The organism is Roseateles sp. (assembly GCF_047654785.1).
Lineage (GTDB): Bacteria > Pseudomonadota > Gammaproteobacteria > Burkholderiales > Burkholderiaceae_C > Pelomonas.
The window spans coordinates 862,765-884,720 of sequence record NZ_JASGKQ010000003.1; the positions used below are offsets into that span (position 1 = coordinate 862,765).

Sequence of the window (21,956 nt, forward strand, 5' to 3'; positions counted from 1 at the left end):
ATGATCCACGACGCCTACCAAAGCTACCAGTCCGTCAACCTGAAGGCGCAGACCGCGCAGGCCTCGCCGGTGCAGCTCGTGCTGGTGCTGATGGACGGCCTGCTCGACGAGCTGGCGCGCGCGCGCGGCCACATCGAGGCGCGCCGCTTCGAGCTCAAGGCGGCCAGCCTGGAGAAGTGCGTCGGCATCATCAACGGCCTGTCCAGCGCGCTGGACATGGACGCGGGCGGCGAGGTCGTCCACAACCTCGCCCGCCTCTACGACTACTGCGCCGAGCGGCTGTACCGGGCCGGCGTGGCGCTGGACGTGGCCATCGTCGACGAGGTCAGCCGGCTGCTGGGCCAGATCCGCGACGGCTGGCAGGGCGTGCAGGCCCGCCATGGATAAGGCCATGCAGCTGCAGCGCCTGGCCCAGGCCCTGGGCGACGCCGGCCGCCGCCGCGACTGGCGCGCGCTGCAGCGCCTGGACCTCGAACTGGGCGCCGCGCTGCGCGGCTGGACGCCGGCCGGCGAGCCGGAGCGCCAGGCGCTGCAGGCGCTGGGCGAGGCCCATGCCGAGGCCCGCCGGTGCTGCCGCGACGAGATGCAGTCGCTCGAAGAGACCCTGAGCCAGATGCGCGAGGGCCGCGAGCGCTGGCGCGCCTATGCCGCCCACGGCGGCCAGCAGTTGGAGGACCAGCCATGAACACCGCAGCCCTGCTGCCCCCGCCCGCCGCGGCCCGCCCGCAGCGCGGCGCCCTGGCCGGCGCCATCGCCGACGCCCCGGCCGCGCTGCCGCTGGAAGCGGGCTTCGCCGACGCACTGGTCGCCAGCCTGGACGGCGCCGCCGAGCTGGCGGCCCCGCCGCTGCCGCAGGCCCAGCCGGACGGGCTGCCGGCCGGCGCCCCGGACGAAGCGCCGCACGCCGAGGCGGCGCAGGACGAGCCGCAGGCGCTGGACCCGCAGTCCGCCTTCGCGCTGGCGGCGCTGGGCCTGCTGGCCGGGCCCGCCGCCCCCGTGGTGCCGGTGCTGCCGGCGGCCCCGGCCGCGCCGCTGGCGACCCCCGCCGCGGCGGGCGATGCCGAATCAGCGGCCGCCGACGCGGCGCTGCCGGTCGCGTCCGCGCTGGCCGCGCTGGCCGCGCTACCGGCCGCCGCGCCCCGGCCGGCGCCGGCATCGCCGGCCTTGCCACCGGCCGGGCTGGATGAGCCGGCGCGGGGCGCCGCGGCCCAGGCCGACGCGGCCCCGGTCACCGTGGCCGGGCCCGTCCTCGCCGCCGCGCCGCCGGCCCCGGCCGCCGCAGCGGCGCTGCCGCTGCCCGCCATCGCGCTGAAGGGCGAGGCCCCGCAATGGCAGCAGCCGCTGCTGCAGGCGCTGGGCGACCGGCTGCAGCTGCAGATCGCCGCGCGCAGCGACCAGGCCGTCATCCGTCTGGAGCCGCCGATGCTGGGCCGGGTGGAGATCGCCATCTCCCAGCAGGCCGGCGAGCTGCAGGTGCGCATCGCGGCCAGCCACGACGAGGTGGTGCGGCAGATCCAGCAGGTCAGCGAGCCGCTGCGCCAGAGCCTGGTGCAGCGCCACACGGGCGAGGTCAGCGTGCAGGTGCTGGCCCAGGCCGCGCCCGGCCGCGAGACGGAGGCCCGCGGCGGCGCCCAGCAGCAGGCCGCGCGCGACGGCCAGCAGCAGGCGCGCCAGGAACAACAGCAGCAGCGCCGCCCGGGCCGCGGCCTGGACGGCGGCGACGCGGCCGGCTTCGCGGCCGACCTCGCGGCCGCCTGACGCCAAGGGAAGACCATGAAACAGAAATTCAAGCTGATCGCCGTCGTCGCGCTGGTGGGCCTGCTGGCCGCCGGGGCTGCGGGCGGCGCCGTCTGGTGGGTGCTGGGCGCCCGCGCGCCGCATGGCGGCAAGGCCGAGGCCGCCGCGGCCGAGGAGCCCAAGCCCGCGCCGGACTACAAATACGTCACGCTGGAGAAGGTGCTGGTGATGGTGCGCGGCGGCGAGGGCGACAACACGCCGCACTACATGGCGCTGGACATCGTGTTCAAGGCGCTGCCCGACCAGGAGAAGCGCACCAAGGAGCACCTGCCGCTGCTGCGCACGGTGGCGGTGGGCGCCTTGTCGGCCTACACGCTGGAGGCCGCCCGCGAGATGACGGTGCCGCAGTTCGGCGAGGCGCTGAACAAGGCCTACCGCGACAGCTACGCGGCCGAGCGGCGCGACGCACCGTTCGCCGAGGCGCTGATCGGCAAGCTCATCATCGAGTGACGGCCCCACCCATGCACGTCGCCGCCGCCTACGCCGAGTACGCCCAGCCCGGCGCCAGCCTGCTGGGGCCGGACTTCGAGCGCACGCAGCTGCGCCAGTACGCGCCGCTGGTCAAGCGCATCGTGCGCCAGCTCGGCGCGCAGGCCAGCGCGGTGATGGACCGCGAGGACATGGAGCAGGTCGGCCTGATGGGGCTGCTGGAGGCGCTGCGCCGCTACGGCCAGCCGGACGAGGCCTTCGGCGCCTTCGCCGCGCTGCGCGTGCGCGGCGCCATCCTCGACGAGCTGCGCCGCCAGGACTGGCGGCCGCGCTCGGTGCGCCAGGAAAGCCACAAGCTGCGCGACGCGCTGCGCGCGCTGACCCGCAAGCTCGGCCGCGAGCCCGGCGAGGCCGAGATCCTGAGCCACCTGAAGATCACGCCGCAGGCCTACCAGGCCTTCCAGCAGGACGAGGTGGCCGAGGAGCTGGCCAGCTTCGACGAGATGGTGGCCGAGCTGAGCAACCTGCCCAGCGACACGCGCACGCCCGAGGCGCAGCTGATGGTGACGCGCTCGCTGGCGCAGGCGCTGCAGTGCCTGGACGCGCGCGAGCAGAAGGTCATCCAGCTCTATTACGAATTCGACGCCAGCCTGAAGGAGATCGCCGCGGTGCTCGATCTCACCGAGGCGCGCGTCTCCCAGATCAACAAGGCCGCGCTCGGGAAGATGAAAGCCTTCCTGCAGCAGGCCTGAAGCCGAGGACGCCCCCCACCATGCAACCCCTCATCGCCATCCTCATCGTCATCGGCTGCGTCTTCGGCGGCTTCGTGATCCACGGCGGCAACATCGCGGTGATCTGGCAGCCCATCGAGCTGCTGATCATCCTGGGCGCGGGCCTGGGCGCCATCCTGCTGGCCAACCCCAAGCACGTGCTGTCGGAGATGCTGCTGCAGCTGCGCAAGGTGGTCGCGCGCCGCAAGGCCGGCGAGGAGTTCCAGCGCCAGCTGCTGTTGCTGATGTACGAGCTGCTGCAGACGGCGGCCGGCGGCCTGAAGGCGCTGGACGCGCACGTCGAGGCGCCGCAGGAGAGCGCGCTGTTCAAGCGCTACCCGCTGGTGCTGGAGGAGCCCAAGCTGCTGCACTTCATCGTCGACAACTTCCGCCTGATGGCGATGGGCAAGATCAACGCCCACGAGCTGGAGGGCGTGCTGGAGCAGGAGCTGGAGGCCATCCACGAGGAGCTGAGCCAGCCGGCGCGCTCGCTGGGCAAGGTCGCCGAGGCCATGCCCGGCTTCGGCATCCTGGCGGCGGTGCTGGGCATCGTCACGGCGATGACCTCGGTGGCCGACGGCGCCGGCACCGGCGAGATCGCGATGATGGTGGCCGCGGCCATGGTCGGCACCTTCATCGGCATCCTGTTCTGCTACGGCCTGTTCGACCCGCTGGCCAGCATGATGAAGCAGGTGGTCCACGAGGAGATGGCGGCGATGGAGTCCGTCAAGGTGGTGCTGGTCACGCACGTGGCCGGCAAGCCGCCGCTGCTGGCCATCGACGCCGGCCGCCGCCTGGTGCAGCTCAACATCAAGCCCAGCTTCGCGCGGCTGGAGGGCTGGATCAACAAGCTGGGCGAGCCGGGCGGCGAGGACGGCGAGGCGCCGCGCCGCCGCTCGACCGACCGCATGGAGGGAGAGCGCAGTGCAGCCTAACGGCAAGCCCGGCCACGCGGGCGAGCAGCACCCCACCGTCGTCAAGCGCGTCTCGCGCAAGGGGCACGACGAAGCGCACGGCGGCGCCTGGAAGGTCGCCTTCGCCGACTTCTGCCTGGCGCTGCTGTGCCTGTTCCTGGTGATGTGGCTGCTGGCCTCGCGCGAGTCCGACCGCATGCAGGTGCTGATCAAGAGCGCCGGCGCCAACATGCTGGACGACGGCAACGGCATCAACAACACGCAGGGCACGGGCTCGCGCGGCAGCCTGATCGAGCGCCACCCGGTGCCGGCCTACGGCGAGACGCCCGCGCGCGGCCGGTCGAACGACGGCCAGGAGGGCGCCGACGGCCGCACCACCTACGAGCGCCCGGCCGACCTGGCGGCGCTGGCGCGCGCCATCGAGCGCCTCAGCGCCGACGAGGGCCTGAGCGGCAACCTGCGCATGGCGATCACGCCGCAGGGCCTGCGCGTGATGCTGCACGACACCGAGTCCAGCGGCATGTTCGAGCGCGGCAGCGCCGCGCCGTCGCCGCACTTCAAGGCCCTGCTGCAGAAGCTCGGGCCGGTGTTCGCGCAGATGCGCAACCAGCTGCTGATCGTCGGCCACACCGACGCCTCGCAGTATGTGGACCGCGGCCCGGCGGCCTTCTCCAACTGGGCGCTGTCCACGCACCGCGCGATGTCGGCCCGGCTACACCTGCTGGAGGGCGGCATGCCCGAGCGCAGCGTCATGCAGGTCAGCGGCATGGCCGACAGCGTGCCGCTGGACGCGCAGGACCGCTTCGCGGCGACCAACCGCCGCATCGAGCTGATGATCCTGACCCCCGGCCAGACCCGGCTGCTGGCGCAGATCTACGGCGCGCCGCCGCAGAGCGTGCCGCTGTCGCAGGGGGGCGACGGCCTGTCGGCGCTGAGCGCCGAGTCCGCCGACGCCGCGCGCGAGCTGCGCCGGGCGCTGCCCGGCGAGAAGGAGTGAGCGGCCATGCGAACCAAGTCGAGAGGTGACCGAATGAAGATCGTCCCGAACAGCGGCCATGCCGTGGACAAGCCCGCCGCCGGCGGCGAGCAGCCGGCCGTCGCCAAGGCCGGCGGCGCCGCCGCCGCGGTGCTGGGCACGGCGAACGCCGAGCTCGAGTCGCGCGTGCTGGGCCCGGCCCGCGAGGCGCTGGCCGTGCTGCCCGAGATCGACCAGGCCAAGGTCGACGCGCTGCGCGAGGCGCTGGCGCGCGGCGAGATCGGCTTCGACGCCGAGCGCCTGGCCCGGCTGATCCAGCGCTTCCACGGGGCCGGCCAGTGACGGGTCGCCGTACCGAGGCGCTGGCGGCGCTGCTGCGCGGGCTGCAGGCCGACCGCTCGGCCTACGCCCGGCTGCGCGAGCTGCTGGAGGCCCAGTTCCAGGCCGCGCTGCGCCACCAGGCGGAGCCGCTGCGGCGGCTCGCCGACGAGATCGTCGCGCTGGTGGACGAACTGGACGCCCACACCCGCCGCCGCGGCCTGCTGCTGCGCCAGCTGCTGGGGCCGCAGGGCGAGCCCGGCATCGGCCGCTTGCTGCAGCGCCTGCCGGCGCCGGTGGAGCAGCCGCTGGCCGGCCTGTGGGCGGCGCTGGAGGCGCAGGTGCGCGACTGCAAGGCGCTGAACCAGCGCAACTGCCAGCTCATCACCGACCAGCAGGCGCTGATGCGCCGGGTGATGGGCGTCGAGGAGGGGCTCTATGCTGAATCCTGAGTTCCGCATCGGCGCCGCGGGCGGCTTCGCGGCGCTGCCGGACGCGCCGCGCGCGAACGGTGCGGGAGGCGCGGGCGGCAGCTTCGGCGCGCTCTACCGCGAGCTGAACGCCGAGGTCAGCCGCTTCATCGCGCAGGGCGACGACGCGGGCGGCGGGCTCAGCCCCGAGGCGCAGGTGCACCGGCTGCAGGCCGGCGCCGTGGATGCACCGTCCGCCGAGCAGCAGGCCTGGCTGGCGCGGATCGCGCCGCTGGCCGAGGAGGCCGGCCGCGCGCTGGGCGTGGCGCCCGAGGTGCTGTCCGCGCACGCGGCGCTGGAGTCCGGCTGGGGCCAGCGGCCCATCCGCACCGAGGCCGGCGCCGACAGCCACAACCTGTTCGGGCTGAAGGCCACGGCGGCCTGGCGCGGCGACGTCGCCGAGGTGCAGACCACCGAATACGAGGACGGCGTGGCCCAGCCTCGCCGCGCCGGCTTCCGCAGCTATGCCGACGCCGGCAGCGCCTTCCGCGACTTCGCGCAGCTGATCGGCGGCAGCCCGCGCTACCAGGGCGCGCTGGGCACCGGCGGCGACGCGCTGGCCTATGGCCGCGCGCTGCAGCAGGGCGGCTACGCCACCGACCCGGCCTATGCCGACAAGCTGGCCCGCGTGGCGGCGCAGATCGCCAAGGGGAAGCGCTGATGTCAGCGCAGGGGCTCCACCAGGCCGGCGTCCAGCACGCGCGCGCTGATGACCCGGCCGCTGGCGCTGTTGCGCACGCGGATGACCGCGTCGCGCGCGCCGGCGTCCAGCGCCTCGCCGGCGCCCTGCACCTCGATGCCCTCGCTGTGCGCGACGATGCGCACCCGCTCGCCGCGGCGCACCAGCTGGGCCGGCGCGAGCTGGCGCTTCTGCAGCAGCTGGCCCGGCCGAAGGCTGCTGCGCGGGGCCTGGCCCAGCGCGTCCTCCAGCCGGCCCAGCGCGTCGCTGGCCTGGCCGATGTCGCGGCGCTGCAGCTCGACATCGTCCTCCGCCAGCGGCCGGCCGGCGGCGACCGGCTGGCGGGCCACCAGCACCTCGGCGCTGAGGCTGGCGCGCAGCACGAAGCTCTGCGCCGGCACGGCCGGGCTGGCCGGGCAGCGCGCCGCCAGCCGCAGCCGCGACAGGCTGCGCGCGTCCTGCAGCGTGACCTCCCAGCCGCCGGCGCAGGCCGGCGCGGGCCGGGCGGCCAGCGGCGCGAACTGCAGCTCGGGCGCCACCCAGCCCTCGCGGTCGGCCAGTTCCAGCACGGCGCGGCGGGCCGCGTCCTGCACCTGGGCCTCCAGGCTGGCGGCCAGCGCCGGCAGCGGCAGGGCCAGCACGGCCCACAACAGATTTCTCGGAGAGCGAAGCATGAGCATTGATTTCAGCAAGGCCATGGGCCTGCACGCCGACGCGCTGCGCCTGCGTGCCGAGCGCACCAAGGTGCTGGCCTCGAACATCGCGAACGAAAACACGCCCGGCTACCAGGCGCGTGATGTGGATTTTGCCGCGACCTTGCGCCAGCTCGGCGACGGCGAAGACGGTTTGCTGGCCGACACTGACGCGGGCGAGCTGCAGTACCGCGTGCCCTTCCATGCGGCCCAGGACGGCAACACCGTCGAACTGGGCGTGGAGCAGGCCGCGTTCGCGCAGAACGCGCAGGACTTCGGCGCCAGCCTGACCTTTCTGAACATGAAGCTCAGGGGCCTGGCCAAGGCCATCAACGGGCAGTAAGGAGTAGCGGCATGTCCTTCAAGCAGATCAGCCAGATCGCCGGCTCGGCCATGGCGGCCCAGACGACGCGGCTCAACACCATCGCCAGCAACCTGGCGAACGCGCAGTCCGCCGCCGGCAGCGAGGACGGCGCCTACCGCGCGAAGAAGCCGGTGTTCGCGGCGCTGCCGATCGGCGGCGAGGCGGGCGGGCAGCTCGCCGGCAGCCGCGTGCAGGTGCTGGACGTGGTGGAGAGCGACGAGCCGCTGCGCCGCGTCTACGAGCCCGAGAACCCGCTGGCCAACGAGCGCGGCGAGGTCTTCTATCCGAACGTCAACCCGGTCGCCGAAATGACCGACATGCTGTCCGCGTCGCGCGCCTTCGAGACCAACGTCGAGGTGCTGGGGCGGATCAAGTCCATGCAGCAGTCGCTGCTGCGCCTCGGGGAGTCCTGAACATGAGCACCGTCGATGCCACCCAGGCCGGCGCCGCCGCCGGCACGGCCGCCAACGGCTCCGCCGTGGCCGCCAACGGCGCGGCACAGATCTCGCAGCTGTTCACGACGCTGCTGGTCGCGCAGATCCAGTACCAGGACCCGCTGGAGCCCACCGACGCCAGCCAGTTCGTCAACCAGCTGTCGCAGCTCAGCCAGGTCGAGTCGCTGCAGGCGCTGGCCACGCAGACGGCCTACAACAACAGCATCCTGTCCAGCCTGCAGATGCTGAGCCTGGGCAGCCAGGTCGGCAGCACGGTGCATGTCAGCGCCGGCCAACTGGCGCTGGACGGCAGCCCCGTCGAGCTGGCCTTCACGCTGGACGGCGCCGCCGCGCCGGCCACGCTGCTGCTGACCGACGCCGCCGGCCGCAAGCGCGAGGTCGATCTCGGCGACCTGGCCCGGGGCAGCCACGGCTACACGCTGGACCCGCAGGCGCTGGGCCTGGCCACGGGCAGCTACACGGTCGCGGTGCTGAACGAGGCCGGCCAGGGCGTCACGCCGGAAGCCGTCGGCCGCATCAGCGGCGTGCGCCTGGCCAGCGACGGCAGCGCGATGGTGCAGCTCGGCGGCCTGGGCGAATTCAGCTCGCGCCTCATCACCCAGTTCAAGGGCCTGGCCGCCGGCGCGGCCGGGGCCCACTAACCCCATTCCCCAAAGCGACAAGGATCCCACCATGAGTTTTGAAATCGCACGCTCGGGCATCGCCGCGGTCAACGGTTCGCTGGAGACCATCAGCCACAACATCGCCAACACCGGCACCTACGGCTACAAGAGCAGCCGCGCGAACTTCTCGGCCATGTACGCCGGCACGCAGGCCAACGGCGCCGAGGTGTCGTCGGTGACGCAGAACATCGGCAAGGCCGGCGGCGCGCTGAACACCGGCGGCAGCATGGACGCGATGATCCAGGGCAGCGGCTTCTTCGCCGTGCGCGACGGCATGGGCGAGACGGTGTTCACCCGCGTCGGCCTGTTCAACGTCGACAAGGACGGCTACGTCATCGACACGCTGGGCCGCAAGCTGCAGGGCAACAACGCGGTGCTGGACGCCAACGGCCAGCCGGTGGCCGGCGCCGGCCTGGGCGCCTTCGGCGACCTGCGCGTCGGCAGCACCCAGGTGGGCGCCGCGGCGAGCGACAAGCTCAACCTGAACGGCAACCTGTCGGCCGACTGGAGCGTGCCCGCCACCACGCCCTTCGACATGACGGACGCGACCACCTACAACAGCTCGGTCACCTCGGTCGTCTACGACTCGCAGGGCGCCAAGCACGCGCTGACGCAGTACTTCGTGAAGACGGGCAGCAACCAGGCCGAGGTCTACTACAGCTTCGACGGCAGCACCCCGGCCGCGGCGGCCAACGCCACGCTGAGCTTCGGCACCGACGGCACGCTGGCCGGCGCATCGACGGCGACCTTCACCGCCTCGCCGGCCGGCGTCGACCCGATCAACCTGACCATCGACTACAAGGGCACGACGCAGTACGCCAGCGACACGACGACGCTGACCAACGCCGCCAACGGCAACGCCGCCGGCACGCTGACCGGCACCAGCCTGGCGGACGACGGTAGCGTCATCGCCACCTACAGCAACGGCAAGCAGCAGAGGCTGGGCACCGTCGCGCTGGCCAACTTCGCCAACCCGTTCGCGCTGCAGGCCGTCAGCGACACCAGCTGGAAGGCCACGCCGGACAGCGGCACGGCGCTGTACTCGCAGCCCGGCACGTCGATGACGGGCTCGCTGGCGGTCGGCTCGGTGGAGCAGTCCAACGTCGACATCACCAGCCAACTGGTGGACCTGATGTCCGCCCAGCGCAACTACCAGGCCAACACCAAGGTCATCTCCACCGAGAGCCAGGTGATGCAGGCGCTGATGCAAGCCATCTGAGGCGACCGAGCCTAAATCCGGCAGTTGACCGCTTGCCATTCGTCGAAAGCCATGATGTTTCAACACCTTGTCGCCCATGCGGGGATCACCACGTCGGTGAGCACCGCTGCATGCCCGCTGGACTGGCGCTGCGAGCCGCTGGCGGCGTTGCTTCTCCTCGTGGGCATCAGCCCACTTCGTCGGCGCGCCTTGCCAGCGGCCCGCCTCGCCAGCCCCTCGGGCATGCCCAACTGCCGGATTTAGGCTGAGCCATGGACGCCCTGATCTACACCGCGATGAGCGGCGCCGAGCGGGTGCTGCGCGCCCAGCAGGTGCACGCCAACAACCTGGCCAACGCCGACACGACGGGCTTCCGCGCCAACCTGGAGCTGTCCAGCGCGCACCAGGTCGAGGGCGCCGGCTATGCCGCGCGCCACCTCAACGAGCTGGCCAGCGACGCCGTCAGCGCCCGCGAGGGCGGCCAGCGTGAGACCGGCCGCGAGCTGGACATCGCCATCCAGGGCCCCGGCCTGTTCGCCGTGCAGACCGAGCAGGGCGGCGCCACTGGCGAGGCCTACACGCGCGCCGGCGGCTTCACGCTGGATGCTGACGGCCGGCTGCTGCTGGGCCGCCGCCCGGTGCTGGGCGAGGGCGGCCCGATCACGCTGCCGCAATACAGCAAGCTGGAGGTCAGCGCCGACGGCGTGATCTCGGTGCGCACCGCCGACTCGGCGGAGTTGCAGGCGGTGGACCGGCTCAAGCTGGTCAGCCCCGAGTTCAGCAGGCTGCGCAAGGACGAGCAGGGCCTGCTGGTGGCCCGCGACGGCGCGCCGCTGGACGCCGATGAGGGCGTGCGCGTGGCCAACGGGCGGCTGGAGGGCAGCAATGTGTCCGCCGTCGAGGAAATGGTCACGACCATGAGCCTGTCGCGCGACTTCGAAATCCAGATGCGCTTGTTCAAATCCGCGGACGGCATGGCCGAAGCGGGCAACCGTCTCATCCGCGAATAAATCCCAGCCAGGAGAAAACCATGAACCCCGCCATGTGGATCAGCAAGACCGGCGTGCAGGCGCAGGACGCCAAGCTGCAGGCCGTCGCCAACAACCTCGCCAACGTCAACACCGTCGGCTTCAAGCGCGACCGCGTGATGTTCGAGGACCTGTTCTACCAAGTGGAGCGCCAGCCCGGCGCGCAGGGCGACGACGGCAACGCCGCGCCGGCCGGCGTGCAGCTGGGCAACGGCACGCGGCTGGCGGGCACGCAGAAGGTGTTCACCAACGGCAGCCTGCAGACCACCGGCCAGAGCCTGGACGTGGCCATCGTCGGCCAGGGCTTCCTGCAGGTGGCCGGCCCGAACGGCCGCGCCGCCTACACGCGCGCCGGCCAGCTGCAGGTCAACACCAACGGCCAGCTGACCAACGCGCAGGGCCTGGTGCTGCAGCCCGAGATCAGCGTGCCGGCCAACGCGACGGGGCTGACCATTGGCGAGAACGGCCTGGTCACCGCCACCGTGGCCGGCGCCGCGACGCCCACCGAGCTGGGCCAGCTGCGCCTGACCAACTTCATCAACCCCACCGGCCTGCTGGCGCTGGGCGACAACCTCTACCAGGAGACCAGCGCCAGCGGTGCGCCCACCGAGGGCGTGCCTGGCGCGGACGGCCTGGGCAAGCTCAAGCAGGGCGCGCTGGAGGGCTCGAACGTGCAGGTGGTGGAAGAGATGGTGGACATGATCGCCGCGCAGCGCACCTACGAGATGAACACCAAGGTGCTGTCCGCGGCCGACAACATGCTGCAGACGCTGGCGCAGGCTGCACGCTGAGATGACTGCCCCTCGCCCCGTCTTGCGCCGGCTGGACGCCGGCAAGCCCGGCCGGTCCCCCGAGGGGACGGCGATGCTCGCGGCGTCGAGCCGCGAGTACATCGCCAGCGCGGGCCGGCTTGGGAGCAACCCGGCGCTCGGCCCGAAGTCGAAATACGCCAGCCTTGCGCTGGTCGGGCTGCTGACCGGCTGCGCCGCCTTCGTGCCCCCGCCGCTGCCCGCCGCCGAGCCGCAGGCACTGCCGCCGGTCACGCCCGCGGCGGCGCCGGTGCGTGCGCGGGCCGGTGGCGTGTTCGTCGCCGAGCGCGCGACGCCGCTGACCTCGGACACGCGCGCCTTCCGCCCCGGCGACGTGCTGACCGTCGTGCTGCAGGAAACCACCCAGGCCAGCAAGAAGGCCGACACGACGCTGGGCAAGCAGAGCAGCGCCGAGTTCGCGATGGGCATCCGCCAGATCGGCAGCAGCGGCAACATCGGCAGCGGCCGCGACTTCAGCGGCCGCGCCACCAGCAGCCAGCAGAACACGCTCAGCGGCGCGATCACGGTGGTCGTCGGCGAGGTGCTGCCCAACGGGCTGCTGAAGGTGCAGGGCGAGAAAAGCCTTTACCTGAACCAGGGCGAGGAGCTGATCCGCCTGGGCGGCTATGTGCGCGCGGCCGACGTGGACAGCGACAACCGCGTCTCCTCGCAGCGCATCGCCAACGCCCGCATCGCCTACGCCGGCCAGGGCGACATGGCGAACGCGAACACCCCCGGCTGGCTGACGCGCTGGTTCGTCAACCCGCTGATGCCCTTCTGAGGCCCGGACCCATGAAGCAACTCTTCGCCTCGGCCGCCGCCGCGCTGCTGCTCCTGCTGCTGGCCCCGGCCGCCCACGCCGCGCAGGCGCTGGGCCAGCTGGTGCACGTCGAGGGCATGCGCGAGAACCAGCTGCTGGGCTACGGCCTGGTCGTGGGCCTGAACGGCAGCGGCGACAGCACCCAGGTCAAGTTCGCCGGCCAGTCGGTCAACAACCTGCTGAAGCAGTTCGGCATCAAGCAGCCGCCGGGCGTGGACCCCAAATCCAAGAACGTCGCCACCGTGATGGTCAGCGCCAGCTTCCCGAGCGGCTACCGGCGCGGCCAGACCATCGACGTGACGGTCTCGTCGCTGGGCGACGCCAAGAGCCTGCGCGGCGGCGTGCTGCTGCTGACGCAGCTGCAGGCGGCCGACGGCGAGGTCTATGCGCTGGCCCAGGGCAACGTGGTGGTCGGCGGGCTGTCGGCGCAGGGGCAGAGCGGCTCCAGCGTCACCGTCAACACGCCCACCACGGGCCGCATCCCCAATGGCGCCAGCATCGAGCGCGAGATCGGCAACGACCTGGCCAGCGCCCCCGGCGTGACGCTGAGCCTGAAGCGCCCCAGCTTCGAGACGGCCACCCGCATCGTGCAGGCCGTCAACCAGCGCTTCGGCGCCGGCGTCGCCAGCACGCGCGACGCCACCAGCGTCGAGGTGCAGGCGCCCGAGGAGCCCACGCAGCGCGTGGCCTTCATCGCCCAGCTGCAGGGACTGGGCATCGAGGCCGGCGCCGGCCTGCCCAAGGTGGTGTTCAACTCGCGCACCGGCACGGTGGTCATCGCCGAGGGCGTGCGCGTGCGCCCGGCCGCCGTCTCGCACGGCGCGCTGAAGGTGGTCATCAGCGAGCGCCCCCAGGTCAGCCAGCCCGCGCCCTTCGGCCGGGGCCAGACGCAGGTGGTGCCGCAGTCGCAGGTGGCGGTGGACCAGGGCAGCGGCCGCATGCTGCGCTGGCCGGCCGGCGCCAGCCTGCAGGCCATCGTCGACACCATCAACAGCATCGGCGCCAACCCCGACGACATCATGGCCATCCTGCAGGCGCTGGACCAGGCCGGCGCGATCGACGGCGAACTGCAGGTCATCTAGCGATGAAGCTCGACAACGCCCTCCAGTCCCAGCCCCCGGCCGCCGACGCCGACGCCCGGCTGCACCAGCGCGCCACCGACGCGGCCGTCAAGTTCGAGGCCCAGTTCATCAAGCAGATGCTGGGCCAGATGCGCGCCGCCACGCGCGAGCTGGCCGACGACGACAGCCCGCTGAAGAAGAAGGCCGACGAGCCGTTGAACGACCTGGCCGACGGCCTGGTCGCCGACGCGCTGGCGGGCCAGCGCGCCTTCGGCATCGCCGACCTGCTGCTCAGGCAGCTGCTGCCGGCGCCGGATTTAAGCGCCGGCCCCGGCGCGTCGCCTTCTTCCCAGACCTGAGGCCCAGACCCGAGGCAGCCGCCCATGAGCATGATCCACAACGCCCTGTCGGGCGCCATCGCGGCGCAGACGGTGCTCAACACCACCAGCCAGAACCTCGCCAACGCGGCCACGCCGGGCTACACCCGCCAGGGCGTGCTGCTGAGTTCGCGCCAGGCGCTGGCCGGCGGCCTGATGGCGGCCGGCAACGGCGTGCAGGTGTCGTCGCTGGTCCGCTTCGCCGACGGCTACAAGTCGCAGCAGATGTGGAAGGCGGCCTCCGAGCTGGGCCGCTACGACGCCGGCCAGCCCTACCTGGACCAGCTCGAATCGGTGATGTCGGACGACACCTCCAACATCAACAACGCGCTGGATGGTTTCTTCGCGTCGCTCAACGCCGCCAGCGTGCAGCCCGACTCGGCCTCGCTGCGCTCCCAGGTGCTGACCGCGGCGGACACGCTGGCCAAGCGCATCGCCGGCCAGCGGCAGCTGTTCACGACGCAGCTCAACGCGCTGGGCGACCAGCGCGGCGCGGCGGTCAGCCAGATCAACGGCTACACGGCCGACGTCGCGCTGCTGAACCGCCAGATCGCCGCGGCCCAGGCCGGCGGCCTGAACACCTCGGGCCTGCTGGACGCGCGCGACCAGCGCATCGACGCGCTGGCCGCGCTGGCCGGCGTGCAGGTGGTGGCGCAGGCGGACGGCACGGTCAACGTGTCGCTGAACAACGGCCAGCCGCTGGTGGTGGGCGACGACGCGGCGGTGCTGAGCCAGAACGGCGGCGCGCTGGAGCTGCGCTTCGCCAACACCACCTTCGGCGTGGCCAGCCAGGGCCTGGGCGGCCAGCTGGGCGGCGTCATCGACTACGAGTTGCAGGTGCTCAAGCCGATGCAGCAGACGGTCACGGAGCTGGCCGCGGGCATCGCGCAGAAGTTCAACGGCCAGCTGGCGCTGGCCGGCGGGCCGGCGCTGTTCACGCCGGACGGGCTGGGGGTCACCGGCATCACCGCCGCCCAGCTCGCGTTCGCGGGGCCGGGCGAGGGCGTCGGCGGCGGCGCCAACCTGACCGCGCTGATCAAGCTGAAAGACAGCAGCCTCGCCGTCACCCAGTTCGGCGGCACCGGCACCGTGCTGGGCGACATCTACACCCAGCTCGTCGGCACGCTGGGCGTGCGCAGCCAGCAGAACCAGGCGGCCCAGACCACCGCGCAGACCGTGCGCGACCAGTCGCAGGCCACCTGGGCGGCCACCAGCGGCGTCAACACCGACGAGGAGGCCATCAACCTGATGCAGTACCAGCAGATGTACCAGGCCAACATGAAAGTCATCGCCGCCGCCGGCAAGCTGTTCGACAGCACGCTCGCCGCGTTCTGACCGGAGCTCCCCATGCGCATCGCCACCGCCCAGTACAGCCAGACCATGAACACCGCCTTGCAGACGGCCAACGCCGGCCTGACCAAGGTGATGAGCCAGATGTCCTCCGGCAGCCGTGTGCTCAAGCCCTCGGACGACACCATCGCCACCGTGCGGCTGGCGCGCCTGTCGCGCGAGGAGGCGGCGCTGGGCCAGTACCGCAACAACATCGCGGCGCTGACGACGCGGCTGCAGAACAACGAGACCACGCTGGCCAGCATGCAGGACGACCTGATGATGGTGCGCGACCTGATGGTCTGGGCGGCCAACGGCTCGTCCACGCCCGAGGACGTGAAGGCCATGGCGACCTCGCTGGAGTCGCTGCGCGACAGCCTGTTCTACAGCGCCAACACGCGCAACGCCGAGGGCCAGTACATGTTCTCGGGCACGGCGTCCGACGTGCCGACGCTGACGCTGTCGGCCGGCGTCTACGGCTTCGGCGCCGGGGTCGACAACGCGACCCAGCAGGTCGCCGTCGGCGACGGCGTGACCCTGCCCGCGAACGTCGCGCTGAGCGACTACGACGTGGCCGGCTTCCTGAACGGCCTGCAGGCCGCGATCACGGCCTTCGGCAGCGGCAGCTACACCAGCGCCACGGCGCGCAGCCAGATCGACGCCGCGGATGGGCTGCTGGGCTTCCTCAGTGGCCAGATCGCCCAGCAGGGCGGCCGCCAGAACGTCATCAACACGCTGGACGACAACCATGCCGCGGTCAGCCTGGCCAACCAGGACGCGACGCTGGCGCTGGGCAAGGTGGACTACGCCGAGGCGGCGATCCGGCTGAACAGCTATGAGCTGGCCGTGCAGGCGACGCAGAAGGCCTATGCCCGCGTCAGCAACCTGAGCCTGTTCGACGTGCTCTGAGCCCAAATCCGGCAGTTGACCGCTTGCCATTCATCGAAAGCGCTGATGTTTCAACACCTTGTCGCCGATGCGGAGATCAGCACTTCGGTGGGTAGCGCTGCACGCCCGCTGGTCTGGCGCTGCGGGCATGCCCAACCGCCGGATTTAGGCTGATGCCCGCGCTGCCGGCCCTGCCTGCCCTCCAGAACCCGCCGACCCGCACCGCCGGCCGCACCGCCACCGCCGCGGCGGGCGGGGCGCTGGCGCCCGCCGCCCCGGCGCCGCTGGCGTCCGCGCCGGGCGTGCCGGCTGCGGCCCGGCCGCTGCGGCCGATGGCGGCCGGGCAGGCCGCGCGCGAGCCGGGTGCGCAGCAGCGCGTCGGCGCGCTGCAGCAGGGCCTGGCCTATGCGCAGCAGCTGGATGCCGCGCTGCAGCAGCTCAAGAGCGGCCTGAGCCTGACGCTGGCGCGCCAGCTGCCCGCCTCCGCGCTGGACCTGCAGGCCCGCGTGGACGGCGTCGCCCGCCTCTGGCAGGCCCGCGAGGCCGAGGCCGGGGGCCGGATCGACGCCCGCCTGCAGGCCGTGCCCGAGAGCCGCGAGCCGCAGCGCGAGTTCAGCCTGCGCGGGCTGGACGGCAACAGCCTGGCCGCCGCCGGCGCCGAGACCCTGCGCCTGACCCTGCCCGGCCAGGGCCGTGCGCTCAGCATCCATCTCGACGGCCGGGGCCGCGACAGCCATTTGCGTGCCGTCGCCCAGGGCCTGGCCGGCCTGGGCGTGCAGACCCGCGCGCAGGCCGACGGCGGCGTGCTGCTCGCGGTGTCCGAGAGCCGCTGGCCGATGCTGCGCGACGGCCTGCAGCTGCGCGGCGACGGCCGCCGCTTCCCCAGCGGCCAGCCGGTGCGCGCGATGCTGGACGCCAGGCCCGACGCCCTCCAGCCCGCCCGCTGGCAGGTGGACGACGCCGAGGCCCAGCGCACCAGCCTGGCCGGCGTGGTGCAGGCCCAGCAGCAGCTGGGCCTGGCGCGCCAGGCCCTGGGCCAGCGGCTGGAGGCCGCGGCCGCCGCGGCGCCCGCGCCCGATGCGGCCGAGGCCGCCAGCGCCGCCCGCCTGGCCGCCCACTTCGCCGAGGCGGGGCAGGGCGCGCCGCTGGACTACGAACAGCTGTCGGCCCTGCTGCCGGCGGTGTCCGGCGTGCACCGCGCGCGCGTGGACCAGCTGCTGGCGCCCGGCGCGGCCTGAGCGCGGGCGCCGCGCCGCGCGCGCCGTTTCCGATACCGCCTTCTGCCCTGCGAGCCGCCGCACGCCGGCTGTCCGCTCCACGAACCTTCGCCGCAGAAGCCTCTCCCTGGAAGCCGGCTCGCCCATCGCGGCGGTGGCCGTTGCGGGGGCATCTGCCCGGGGATCGGCCCGGCGCCGTGATGGAGTGCACGCGGGGCGCGGCGAATGCAGCGAAAGTGGATTTGCCGGCGCGGCGCGCTTAAGTCCGGTGCCGGGGCGGCCGCCCTGTGCTGTTGAGGGCAGGAAAGCTCGCCCCGCCAAGCAGATCAACCCACCCTATTGGAGCCTCCCATGCTGAGCCTGAACACCAACGCATCGGCCCTGTCGACCCAAGCCTCGCTGAGCCGCACCCAGTCGGCCCTGTCCACCTCGATGTCCCGCCTGGGCACGGGCTTCCGCGTCAACTCCGCGATGGACGACGCCGCCGGCCTGCAGATCGCCACCCGCCTGAAGGCCCAGACCAGCGGCATGGCCGTGGCGATGAAGAACACGCAGAACGGCATCTCGATGATGCAGACGGCCGAAGGCGCGCTGGACGAGGTCTCCAACATCCTGACGCGCATGAAGGACCTGGCGACCGAGGCCTACACGGTCTCCACCACCACCGCCGACAAGACCGCCATGCAGTCCGAATACGACGCGCTGGGCAAGGAACTGGCCAACATCGTCAAGAACACCGCGTTCGGCGGCACCAAGCTGCTCAGCGACGGCACCGGCGTCACCGGCGCCGGCGGCCTGCTGTCCACGGCCGGCGGCGTCACCTTCCAGATCGGTGCCACCTCGGGCGAGACGATGACGGTGGACCTGGCCACGAACCTGACGTCCCTGGCCACCGCGCTGAGCACCGCGGCGCACACCTACGCCACGCCGGGCACGGCGGGCACGGAGATGAGCGCGACGGACAACACGATGCTGACGACGCTGGCCGGCGCGCTCGACAAGGTCGGTGCGCTGCGCGCCGACCTGGGCGCCGCGTCCAACCGCCTGGACCACGTCTTCAACAACCTGCAGAACATGAGCACCACCGCCAAGGCCGCCACCGGCCGCATCATGGACGTGGACTACGCGACCGAGACGTCCAACATGACGACCAAGCAGATGCTGATGCAGGCCAGCACTTCGATGCTGAAGCAGGCCAACAGCATGTCCGGCATGGTCATGTCGCTGCTGCAATGAGGCCGGGGCCCGGCATGACGGGCCGGCAAGCGTGAAAAACCGGGCCGAGGCCCGGTTTTCCTTTTGGACCGCCGCGCGGCTTTGCGGGGATAGTGGCGGCCGATGGGCTGCCGCTGCCGGCAGGCCGCTTTTTCTTGTCAGGATGCCCGTATGAATGTTGTCGCACCCCGGCCCGGCGCGGCCCGCCAGAGCCCGAAGGCCCGGCAGGCCGGCGAGGCCGGCCGCAAGGCGATGGCGGCGCGCCAGTGGGAGCGCGCGGCCGCGCTGTTCGAGTCCGCGGCCCGGCTCGCGCCCGCTGCGCCCGAGCCCTGGCTGAACCTGGTGGAGCTGGGGCTGACCATGGGCGACGCGGCGCGTGCCGAGCGGGCGGCGCGGCGGCTGCTGGCGCTCGTGCCCCACCACGCCCAGGCGCAGCAGCTGCTGCTGCAATGCCTGGAGCTGCAGGCCGACTGGGCCGGGCTGGCGACCGCCTGCGAGCAGCTGCCGGCGCCGCTGCGGCGCGACCCGCAGGCGCTGGAGAAGCAGGCGCTGGCGCTGTTCCGCGCGCACCGGCCCCGGGACGCGGTGCAGGTCTGCATCGACGCGCTGCAGCTCGACCCCAAGCGGGCCGCGACGCACTACCTGCTCGGCCTGGCGCTGAAGCGGCTGGACATGGACGCGCAGTCCGCGATCAGCTTCGAGACGGCCAGCCTGCTCGCCGCCGACGGCACGCAGGAGTGCGGCGTGCTGGCGCAGAGCCTGCTGGTCCACCAGTTGGGGCGGCTGGCGCGCTGGGAGGACCTGGCGAAGCAGGCGCCGCGCCTGCTGGAGCGGCTGGCGCGCGCGGACGAGGGCGTGCCGCCGTTCGTGCTGCTGGCGCTGCCGAGCAGCCGCGCGCAGCAGCTGCAGGCCGGCCGCCTGGAGACGCAGCGCCTGGTGCGGGGGCTGCGGCCGCTGCCGCCGGTCACGGCCGCCGGCACGCGCAAGCCCCGGCTGCGCCTGGGCCTGCTGTCGTCGGACTTCTTCCGGCACGCGACCGTGACCCTGCTGGTGGAGCTCGTCGAGCTGCTGGACCGCGGGCGCTTCGAGGTCGTCCTCTACTGCCACAGCCCGGCCGACGGCTCGCCCCAGCAGCAGCGCATCCGCGCCGCGGCCGACCAGTTCCGCGACGTCAACAACGTCAGCGACGCCGAGGTCGCGCGCCTGATGCGCGCGGACGGCATCGACATCGCCATCGACCTCAAGGGCCACACCGAGAACGGCCGGATGCAGCTGCTGAGCCAGCGGCCGGCGCCGGTGCAGGTGGGCTTCCTCGGCTACCCCGGCACCAGCGGCGCCGACTTCCTGGACTACCTCATCGGCGACCCGGTGGTGACGCCGCTGACGCACCAGGACGGCTACGCCGAGCGCATCGCGCAGATGCCGCACAGCTACCAGCCCAACGACCGCCAGCGCGCGCCGCTGCCGCCGGTGGACCGCGCCGCGCTGGGCCTGCCCGCGGGCGTGCCGGTGCTGTGCTGCTTCAACCAGGCCTACAAGATCACGGCAGACATGGCCGGGCTGTGGGCGCAGATCCTGCACGGCAGCCCGCAGGCCGTGCTGTGGCTGCTGAACTGGAACGAGGGCGCGAGCAAGGCGCTCGTGGCCGAGCTGGGCCGGCGCGGCGTGGCGGCCGAGCGCCTGTTCTTCTCGCCACGGGTCGCCGAGGACCTGAACGTCGCGCGGCTGCAGGCCGCCGACCTGTTCCTGGACACCTGGCCCTGCAACGCGCACACCACGGCCAGCGACGCGCTGTGGGCCGGCGTGCCGGTGCTGACCGTGCCCGGCGAGACCTTCGCGTCGCGCGTGGCGGCCAGCCTGGTCCAGGCCTGCGAGCTGCCCGGCTTCGTCTGCGCCGATGCGCAGGCCTATGTGCAGCGGGCCATCGCGCTGACGCAGGGCGACCTGGCCGAGCTGCGCGCCGCCCAGGCCGGGCTGCGCGAGCGGCGCCGCGAGCTGCCGCTGTTCGACGCGCCGCGCTATGCGCGCGACTTCGCGGCGCTGCTGGAGCGCATGTGGGTGCGCGCCGAGGCGGGGCTGCCGCCCGAGCCGCTGCCGGCTGCCACCGAACGCCCGCCGGCCGCTGCGGCACCGGCGCCAGGCCCCGCACCGGCCGACGCCGACGGCCTGGCGCAGCGCGTGGCCGTGCTGGAGGCGGCCAACGGCCGGCTGCAGGCGGCCCTCGACACGCTGCAGGACCAGGTCGCGCAGCGCTGCCGCGAGCAGGACGCCCGGATCGAGGCCCTGCAGGCCCGGCTGGACCAGGAGCGCAGCCGCCGCGACCTCGCCGACATCCTGGGCTCCGGCCAGAAGCTGCACATCGGGCGCTGACGGCCCGCCCGCGTCCGCCGGGGCGCGGGGTTAAGTTCCCCGCGCGGCGGTCGCCTTGTTCCTGGGCCAGCCCGCCTGCCCATGAACGCCCCCATCCCCGCCCCCGTTTCGGCGCTCAGGCCGCTGCGCCCCGTCGAGGCCTGGCCGCGCCAGGCGGGTGGGCGGGAGGCGCAGGTCGGCGAGCTGCTGCGCCTGCGCGTCGCGCAGGCGGCCGACGGCGGCCTGCTGGGCGACGCCGAGGACGGCCTGCAGCTGGGCCTGCCCGCCGGCCTGGCCCGGCCGGGCGACACGCTGCTGCTGCGCGTGCTGTCCCGCGAGCCGCGGCTGGCGCTGCAGCTGCTGCAGCGCGAGGCGGCGGCCGCTGCCCTGCCAGACGAGACGCCGGGCGACGAATGGGGCTGGCGCGCGCTGCGGCCGGACCAGGGCCGGCTGCAGCGCTGGCACCTGGACCAGGACGCGCGGCTGCCCGTGCAGGGGGCCGAACAGGGCGCCGAACAAGTGGCAGAACAGATGGCCGTGCAGTGGCGCGCCCGGATGCTGGCCGAGCAGCTGCGCGCGCCGGCCGGCCCGGCCGCGCCCCCGCCCGGCCCGGACGCCGCGTTGGCGGCCCAGGCCGCGCCGGTGCAGCTGGCGGGCTGGCTGGGCCAGATGCTGTGGCTGCGGCTGCTGGGCCCGCTGGGCGGCTTCTGGCCGGCCGCCGCCGGCGCCGATGAGGCGGGCCGGCAGGATGGCGGCCGGGGCGGGGGGGCGCCGGCGGGGGCCGGCCTGCCGGACGGCGGCGTCTGCCTGGGCCTGAACCTGGCCACGCCGCAGGGCTGGGTGCTGGTGCTGCTGCAGTGGCGCCACGGCCTGCTGCTGCATTGCTGCGCGGAGCGCGCCGAGGCCTTGCCCTGGCTGCGCACGCGGCTGCCGGCCATCGCCCGGGCGCTGGCCGCCGTGCCGCTGCGCCTGCGCCATTGCAGCCTGGGCCTGCGTCCGCCGCCGCTGCCGGACGCCGCCCCCGCACAGCGCGCCCAGGGCCTGGCCGCGGCGGCCAGCCAGCCGCTGTTCCGCGCCGCCGCGGAGATCGCCCGCGTGCTGCAGCAGGACCAGGCGTTGCGGTGAAGCGCCGGCCGGCC

Annotated in this window: 26 protein-coding genes; 25 read left to right on the forward strand and 1 reads right to left on the reverse strand. The window is 73.3% G+C overall.

All coding sequences use genetic code 11. The features are described 5' to 3' along the window. Genes fliS through QM788_RS13095 form a run of 10 tightly spaced genes read left to right on the forward strand, consistent with a single transcriptional unit; the run spans position 1 to position 6,335 of the window. Positions 1-387 (forward strand): flagellar export chaperone FliS, encoded by a 387-nt coding sequence (gene fliS, locus QM788_RS13050; protein WP_415661905.1) that lies wholly within the window; start codon positions 1-3, stop codon positions 385-387. Between the two features lie 4 nt (positions 388-391). Next, positions 392-685 carry a hypothetical protein gene (locus tag QM788_RS13055; RefSeq protein ID WP_415661906.1) on the forward strand — a complete coding sequence of 98 codons (294 nt, stop codon included), beginning with the start codon at positions 392-394 and terminating at the stop codon, positions 683-685. Then, a complete protein-coding gene (locus tag QM788_RS13060) occupies positions 682-1,758 on the forward strand; it encodes a flagellar hook-length control protein FliK (RefSeq protein ID WP_415661907.1) in 1,077 nt (358 codons plus the stop codon). The genes QM788_RS13055 and QM788_RS13060 overlap by 4 nt, the downstream gene beginning before the upstream one ends. Positions 1,759-1,773: 15 nt before the next feature. After that, positions 1,774-2,247 carry a flagellar basal body protein gene (locus tag QM788_RS13065; RefSeq protein ID WP_415661908.1) on the forward strand — a complete coding sequence of 158 codons (474 nt, stop codon included), beginning with the start codon at positions 1,774-1,776 and terminating at the stop codon, positions 2,245-2,247. Between the two features lie 11 nt (positions 2,248-2,258). Then, on the forward strand, positions 2,259-2,978 hold the full coding sequence (locus tag QM788_RS13070; protein WP_415661909.1) for a FliA/WhiG family RNA polymerase sigma factor: 720 nt from the start codon (positions 2,259-2,261) through the stop codon (positions 2,976-2,978). Positions 2,979-2,998: 20 nt separating this feature from the next. Beyond that, positions 2,999-3,931 carry a flagellar motor stator protein MotA gene (motA, locus tag QM788_RS13075; RefSeq protein ID WP_415661910.1) on the forward strand — a complete coding sequence of 311 codons (933 nt, stop codon included), beginning with the start codon at positions 2,999-3,001 and terminating at the stop codon, positions 3,929-3,931. Beyond that, the gene (locus tag QM788_RS13080; RefSeq protein WP_415661911.1) at positions 3,921-4,907 is read left to right on the forward strand and encodes a flagellar motor protein MotB; all 987 of its coding nucleotides are present in this window, start codon (positions 3,921-3,923) and stop codon (positions 4,905-4,907) included. The genes motA and QM788_RS13080 overlap by 11 nt, the downstream gene beginning before the upstream one ends. Before the next feature lie 33 nt (positions 4,908-4,940). Beyond that, positions 4,941-5,228: a flagellar biosynthesis anti-sigma factor FlgM gene (gene flgM / locus QM788_RS13085; RefSeq protein WP_415661912.1), complete on the forward strand. Its 288-nt coding sequence runs from the start codon at positions 4,941-4,943 to the stop codon at positions 5,226-5,228. After that, entirely contained in the window at positions 5,225-5,656 is a 432-nt protein-coding gene (flgN, locus tag QM788_RS13090) for a flagellar export chaperone FlgN (RefSeq protein ID WP_415661913.1), read from the forward strand. The genes flgM and flgN overlap by 4 nt, the downstream gene beginning before the upstream one ends. Next, positions 5,643-6,335 (forward strand): glucosaminidase domain-containing protein, encoded by a 693-nt coding sequence (locus QM788_RS13095; RefSeq protein ID WP_415661914.1) that lies wholly within the window; start codon positions 5,643-5,645, stop codon positions 6,333-6,335. The genes flgN and QM788_RS13095 overlap by 14 nt, the downstream gene beginning before the upstream one ends. 2 nt (positions 6,336-6,337) lie before the next feature. On the opposite strand, the gene flgA is transcribed toward QM788_RS13095, so the two are convergent. After that, on the reverse strand, positions 6,338-6,994 hold the full coding sequence (gene flgA, locus QM788_RS13100; protein WP_415662987.1) for a flagellar basal body P-ring formation chaperone FlgA: 657 nt from the start codon (positions 6,992-6,994) through the stop codon (positions 6,338-6,340). A 31-nt stretch (positions 6,995-7,025) separates the two neighbouring features. On the opposite strand from flgA, the gene flgB reads away from it, so the two are divergent. The 15 genes from flgB to QM788_RS13175 all read left to right on the forward strand — a co-directional run bounded on the left by flgB (position 7,026) and on the right by QM788_RS13175 (position 21,942). Then, complete coding sequence (gene flgB, locus QM788_RS13105; RefSeq protein WP_415661915.1) at positions 7,026-7,388, forward strand: flagellar basal body rod protein FlgB; 363 nt, start codon at positions 7,026-7,028, stop codon at positions 7,386-7,388. Positions 7,389-7,399: 11 nt separating this feature from the next. Beyond that, the gene (gene flgC / locus QM788_RS13110) at positions 7,400-7,822 is read left to right on the forward strand and encodes a flagellar basal body rod protein FlgC (RefSeq protein WP_415661916.1); all 423 of its coding nucleotides are present in this window, start codon (positions 7,400-7,402) and stop codon (positions 7,820-7,822) included. A 2-nt stretch (positions 7,823-7,824) separates the two neighbouring features. Next, entirely contained in the window at positions 7,825-8,505 is a 681-nt protein-coding gene (locus tag QM788_RS13115; protein ID WP_415661917.1) for a flagellar hook capping FlgD N-terminal domain-containing protein, read from the forward strand. 31 nt (positions 8,506-8,536) lie between these two features. Next, the gene (locus QM788_RS13120; RefSeq protein WP_415661918.1) at positions 8,537-9,745 is read left to right on the forward strand and encodes a flagellar hook protein FlgE; all 1,209 of its coding nucleotides are present in this window, start codon (positions 8,537-8,539) and stop codon (positions 9,743-9,745) included. A 251-nt stretch (positions 9,746-9,996) separates the two neighbouring features. Further along, positions 9,997-10,734, forward strand: a complete 738-nt coding sequence (locus QM788_RS13125; RefSeq protein ID WP_415661919.1) for a flagellar basal body rod protein FlgF — start codon at positions 9,997-9,999, stop codon at positions 10,732-10,734. 20 nt (positions 10,735-10,754) lie between these two features. Continuing rightward, positions 10,755-11,543, forward strand: a complete 789-nt coding sequence (flgG, locus tag QM788_RS13130) for a flagellar basal-body rod protein FlgG (RefSeq protein ID WP_415661920.1) — start codon at positions 10,755-10,757, stop codon at positions 11,541-11,543. 1 nt (position 11,544) lies between these two features. Beyond that, positions 11,545-12,342: a flagellar basal body L-ring protein FlgH gene (gene flgH / locus QM788_RS13135; RefSeq protein WP_415661921.1), complete on the forward strand. Its 798-nt coding sequence runs from the start codon at positions 11,545-11,547 to the stop codon at positions 12,340-12,342. An 11-nt stretch (positions 12,343-12,353) separates the two neighbouring features. Beyond that, on the forward strand, positions 12,354-13,463 hold the full coding sequence (locus QM788_RS13140) for a flagellar basal body P-ring protein FlgI (protein ID WP_415661922.1): 1,110 nt from the start codon (positions 12,354-12,356) through the stop codon (positions 13,461-13,463). A 2-nt stretch (positions 13,464-13,465) separates the two neighbouring features. Then, positions 13,466-13,801 (forward strand): hypothetical protein, encoded by a 336-nt coding sequence (locus tag QM788_RS13145; RefSeq protein WP_415661923.1) that lies wholly within the window; start codon positions 13,466-13,468, stop codon positions 13,799-13,801. A gap of 24 nt (positions 13,802-13,825) precedes the next feature. Further along, positions 13,826-15,154, forward strand: a complete 1,329-nt coding sequence (gene flgK / locus QM788_RS13150; protein WP_415661924.1) for a flagellar hook-associated protein FlgK — start codon at positions 13,826-13,828, stop codon at positions 15,152-15,154. A 12-nt stretch (positions 15,155-15,166) separates the two neighbouring features. Next, complete coding sequence (flgL, locus tag QM788_RS13155) at positions 15,167-16,057, forward strand: flagellar hook-associated protein FlgL (RefSeq protein WP_415661925.1); 891 nt, start codon at positions 15,167-15,169, stop codon at positions 16,055-16,057. Between the two features lie 152 nt (positions 16,058-16,209). Further along, positions 16,210-17,274, forward strand: a complete 1,065-nt coding sequence (locus QM788_RS13160) for a hypothetical protein (RefSeq protein ID WP_415661926.1) — start codon at positions 16,210-16,212, stop codon at positions 17,272-17,274. Between the two features lie 330 nt (positions 17,275-17,604). After that, positions 17,605-18,489 (forward strand): flagellin, encoded by an 885-nt coding sequence (locus tag QM788_RS13165; RefSeq protein WP_415661927.1) that lies wholly within the window; start codon positions 17,605-17,607, stop codon positions 18,487-18,489. A 150-nt stretch (positions 18,490-18,639) separates the two neighbouring features. Beyond that, the gene (locus QM788_RS13170) at positions 18,640-20,838 is read left to right on the forward strand and encodes a tetratricopeptide repeat protein (RefSeq protein ID WP_415661928.1); all 2,199 of its coding nucleotides are present in this window, start codon (positions 18,640-18,642) and stop codon (positions 20,836-20,838) included. 81 nt (positions 20,839-20,919) lie between these two features. Continuing rightward, positions 20,920-21,942 (forward strand): hypothetical protein, encoded by a 1,023-nt coding sequence (locus QM788_RS13175; RefSeq protein ID WP_415661929.1) that lies wholly within the window; start codon positions 20,920-20,922, stop codon positions 21,940-21,942. The last annotated feature ends 14 nt before the right edge of the window (positions 21,943-21,956 follow it).